Raw genomic sequence first — 4,508 nt, forward strand, 5'->3', positions numbered from 1 at the left:
TAGAAGCCGCCGCCACCATCCGCCGCCACGCCCGAACAACACAGAAACCCCTTAAGAGTAGTCCCGGGTTCAACCACCTGGACCGTTCTCGAAACCGGCGCTGCCTGATTGCCCGCAGCATCGCTGACGCTGTAAATCAGGACATAGTCGCCGAGGATTGCCGTGTCGACGATGCCGTCGATAGCGACAAGCTCCGTGATATTGCCGTCTACGTCATCCATGGCCGTGTAGCCCGGTTCCACGTAAGGTTGATTCTGTTCGACCACGACGATGGAGCCCCCCAGCAGCGTGATAACGGGCGGTTCATAGTCGAAGCCGGGGTCCAAATCCAGCACCGATACATTACTGTACAGCGCACCGCCGCCCTGGAGCCGGTACTGAGCCTGACCGCTCATTTGCTGCGGTTCCGTTTGTTCAGCGGGCGGGGTCAACACAAAACTCAGGGAATAAGGAAACACACTGGGCGCGGTGATCCAGGCAAACTCCAAATGGACCTGTTCGCCCGGCCCGGGGAAAATCGCGGGTTGAGGCGTGGAAACGTCGCCCATTTTCTTAAAGGTCCAGCCGGAAGGCAACTCCTCGGCCAGCCCCAGCGCGAAAAGCTCCTCCTGCACCGCCACGTCGATTGTGAGCGTCACCAGTACGTCCTGACCCGCGGTATAGCCGTTGGGCAGCGTATGCGTCAGCGTCATGCCGAGGGGGTTATCGGTTTCCTGTGCCGCCGCTGGAAAGAACACGAACCCTGCACCGGCCGCCAGGACGGTTAACGCCGCTATACGATATATGCTCATGCTTATCCCTTGCTGGAATACAACGCCACACCGGCACGGGTGTTCCGCCGCGAGTGCGCGGACACCAGACCCAGGAGAGGCAGGACACGCACGCACGCCCCGCCTCTCCTGCATTATCTCACATGCCTCCTCCTGCGAGGCAACGCCTATGAACGCCGCCCGTATGGCCGCGCCTTCCCGGTTGCGACCAGAACCGCCACCGCCGCAAGCACGGCCAAGTCGCTCGCGCCTCCACGCGGATACCCTGTGGGGGTTTCGCCGCAGCAGAGGTCGCCTTTGTGCCGGGCATCGGGCACGTCGGTCACCGCGAGGTCCGATTCGTACGGCACGCCGTCCAGCATGTAGGTCACCTTTCCATACAGCTGTTTTGCGTTACATTCCCTTTCAGGAACGCGCAAACGGTATGTCAAGGTGACAGGCAGTTCCGGGGCGGGGTCCCAGATGAACCCGAATTCGTCCTCGGCCCCGTGCGCGGGAATAATGTCCGGAACCGCTGCCTTGCCCAGCATGACCAGGGAATCGTACTGCCAGCCGGGCGGTGTCATCTGCGAGATTCCAAGCAGGGCCGCGCCCTCATACTGTTCCCAGCAAGCCGCCGTGACGCGCAAGGTGATTTCGAGCAGCCGGCCCGGCAGGTAGCCGCCGGGTTTCTCGACGACTTGGGCCAGACTGGCTCCAAGCGGGTTCGTTGCCGGGTTGCAGGGGCTTTGCGCCCTTGCCTGAGCGCCCGCAAGCGCCCAGGCGGAGACGCCAAGCAGCACCGCCAGAAAAGACAACCGTGAGTATCGCATTGTTCACCACCCTCCGTGTTTGGGCGGCGCCGCACCGGGTAAGCCGCCCGGCCTCGTTCAATGCCTCCAAAACAGAATACCGAAAGAGGCCCGCATCGTCACAAGAAGTGGCACAAGTACTATTATCGCACACATTTCGGAGAAGGGAAGGGGCTATTTCGAGGCAGTGCGGGGATTTGCGGCAGCGCGGAACAAGGTGCGCATGACCCGGTACGAATCACGGATCTTGCGGAAGTGGGAGGACGGGTTGCCCGATTCGTAGATCGTGCGGACCGGAATCGAGACAACGCGGCGCCCGTCGCGTATGGCCTTAAGCAGGATGGCCATTTCGGTTTCGTAACGGCCGCCGGGCACGGTGCGAAGCACCTCCTCCGCAAGGCTTCGAGAGAGGATGCGAAAGCCCGATTGCGTGTCTTTGAGACCGGGGCCAAGCAGGCGGCGCAACAGGGCTGCGCTGACGCGATTGCCGAAGCGGCTGCGCCAGGGCACCTGCGCGCGGTCGAACGTGCGCGCCCCTATGACAAGGTCGGCCGCATCTTCCAAGAACGCCGCGAAGAGGCGCGGCAATTCGGCCGGGTCATGCTGTCCGTCCGCGTCCACGACGCATATGGCCTCGATGGACGGTTCTTGAAGCGCCTCGGCAAAACCCGCAAGCAATGCATGGCCCTTGCCGCGGTTGCGCGGGAAGGCGACCACTTCCGCGGACAGGCCATGCAGCGTAGTGAGCGCGTCATCCGTGCTTCCGTCGTCCACAACAATGACATGGTCCAGGGCGCCGCTCAAGCGTTCGACCACGGGCCGCACGCGCTTCCCCGCGTTGTAACATGGCACAACGCACGCCACTGTGCGCCTCATTCGTTCCGCCAAGTCTTGCGTGTGCCCCGCCATTCCAGTCTCCTCCCCCGCCTTGGCGTTGTACACCCCCCTCAGGGGGGGATTCAACCCCCGGCGCGGGCCAGCCGGGCAAGAGGTTCCTGCCGCACGGGCGGTTTCCGGCACGAGCACTGTCGTGTGGGGCGCCCGCGGCAGAGCGGTTCCTCACTCCTTTCATGTCCTGAAACTCGCCCGGGGCCGCCAAAGCGCGTAAAATAGGCATACGAGAGCGGGCAGGACGTGAAGGAGGCCCGCCAAGGAACCGAGATGCGCGAACGGGGCAAGCGAACGGGGGCGTGGCTGCTGTTGGCGGCGCCGATACTGACGCTGCTGCCGGCCGGGTGTCCTTATCTGGACGCGTGGCAGTCGTTGCCGCCAGTAAACGGGGAGCATTGGCTGCGGTTCGTCCAGATCAGCGACGTGCACATCACGGACGAGGAAAGCCCGGCGCGGGTCATCGAGTTTGACGCCTTCATTGCGGCGTCGTTCCGGCCTCAAGAAGCGTTTGCCGCGCAGGTGCTCGATGCCACGTGCCGGGTCGTCAACCGGATTCACTACGGGGGCTTTTTCACGAGCAGCGGGCCGCTGGATTTCGTGCTGGTCACGGGCGACGCAACCGACAACGCGCAGTACAATGAACTGCGCTGGTTCATGGACACAATGGATGGCGGGCGGATTGTGCCGGATTCCGGGGAATTGGACGGGCCGTTGCGGCCGGTAGCGCCGGAGGTCAATCCGAATTTTCCGTTCAAGGCGGCGGGCCTGGCGAAAGACGTGCCGTGGTTTTCGTGCGTGGGCAACCACGACAACCTTGGCAACGGCAATTTCACCATCGACCGTTCGGCCCCGGACCCGGTGGACTGGCACGCCCCGGTCAGCCCGACGGTGGCGCGGTTCCTGGGGTTGCTGGATTTGGACCCGCCGCGGATGTCGCTGATGCCCACGGACGGCCAGAGCCTGGCTATCCTGCTCGCGGGCGAGGCCGAGCCGATCGACCCGCATTCGTATCAGTTGATGCCCGAACTGCTCGAGCGCGGCCCTATTCCGCCGGACGCCGCGCGGCGCTACCTGTCGAAGCAGGCGTTTATCGCGGAGCATTTCAACACGTCGTCGTTCCCGGCGGGACACGGCTTCATGCCCGTCGGGGTGTTGACCGGGCAGGCGTACTACGCTTTCCGCCCAAAGCAGGACGTGCCGGTCCGGTTCATCGTGCTCGATTCCGTGGGGCCGGACGCGATCCCGGGGTACGTGGGTGCGGACGGCGCGCTGTCCTACGCCGAGTTCGAGGGCTTCTTGAAGGCGGAAATCCGCGCGGCGCAGAAGGCCGAAGAATACGTCATCGTCGTGTCGCACCATCCGACGGCCACCTGGACAAAACCGGCCGCGCAGCGCACGGTGACGCCGGAGGAGTTCACGGGCTACCTCGCGCGGCAGCCCAACCTGATCGCGCACATCTGCGGCCACACGCACGACAACCAGTTGATCATGCACAACGGCCCGTATCCGTATCCGGAGATTGTCACGGCATCGCTGATCGACTATCCGCAGGAGGTGCGGCTGTTCGACCTGTATTACGACCGGCGCAACGCGCAATTTCACCTGCGCAGCACCTTTCTCTCGCACGCGGACCAGCCGACCCGGTCCTCGCTGGAGGCGTACCAAAGGATGCAGGTGGACGCGCTCGCCGACCCGGACAGCCCGGAGTGGGTCGAACGCGTCAGCAACATGGACCTGAGCGGGATCGAAGAGATCATTTTGAACGCGCACGGCGGCAAAGACGCCGGAAAAGCGCGCGCATCGAAGAGCCTGCCGCGCAGAGTCCCGCCGGAAGGAGATCGCACGCCGCCGTTCACCGTGACCGTGCCCGCACGGCGTTTCTGAGACCGGACTACACGATACGGCGCCACTTCAGGACCATGCGTTCGCCCATGGCGGGCATGGCAAAGCGCCGCAGGCCGCCGTCTTTCCACGCGAGCCAGACGTAGCGGCCGTCCTCAAGACTGCGGCGAAACAGGAACCCGATGCGTTTTACCCCGTAACGGCCTCTTTCGAG

The 4,508-nt window shown here is 64.0% G+C and carries 4 protein-coding genes; 1 reads left to right on the forward strand and 3 read right to left on the reverse strand.

Annotated features, from left to right (window positions below):
• The 3 genes from KA184_22630 to KA184_22640 all read right to left on the reverse strand — a co-directional run.
• Window positions 1–791 (reverse strand): DUF5011 domain-containing protein (locus tag KA184_22630; GenBank protein ID MBP8132384.1); only part of this gene is annotated, 791 nt, incomplete at its 3' end.
• Window positions 792–937: 146 nt separating this feature from the next.
• Window positions 938–1,582 (reverse strand): hypothetical protein, encoded by a 645-nt coding sequence (locus KA184_22635; GenBank protein ID MBP8132385.1) that lies wholly within the window; start codon window positions 1,580–1,582, stop codon window positions 938–940.
• Window positions 1,583–1,735: 153 nt separating this feature from the next.
• Window positions 1,736–2,470, reverse strand: coding sequence for a glycosyltransferase family 2 protein (locus tag KA184_22640; protein ID MBP8132386.1), 735 nt, complete (start codon window positions 2,468–2,470; stop codon window positions 1,736–1,738).
• A 252-nt stretch (window positions 2,471–2,722) separates the two neighbouring features.
• Between KA184_22640 and KA184_22645 the strand changes: the two genes are divergently transcribed.
• The gene (locus KA184_22645; GenBank protein ID MBP8132387.1) at window positions 2,723–4,336 is read left to right on the forward strand and encodes a metallophosphoesterase; all 1,614 of its coding nucleotides are present in this window, start codon (window positions 2,723–2,725) and stop codon (window positions 4,334–4,336) included.
• The last annotated feature ends 172 nt before the right edge of the window (window positions 4,337–4,508 follow it).

This window comes from Candidatus Hydrogenedentota bacterium (assembly GCA_018005585.1).
GTDB lineage: Bacteria > Hydrogenedentota > Hydrogenedentia > Hydrogenedentales > JAGMZX01 > JAGMZX01.

Excerpts from the sequence above, each read along its gene's own strand:
- KA184_22635 (MBP8132385.1), bottom strand. The coding sequence starts at position 1,582 with ATGCGATACTCACGGTTGTCTTTTCTGGCGGTGCTGCTTGGCGTCTCC.
- KA184_22640 (MBP8132386.1), bottom strand. The coding sequence starts at position 2,470 with ATGGCGGGGCACACGCAAGACTTGGCGGAACGAATGAGGCGCACAGTG.
- KA184_22645 (MBP8132387.1), top strand. The coding sequence starts at position 2,723 with ATGCGCGAACGGGGCAAGCGAACGGGGGCGTGGCTGCTGTTGGCGGCG.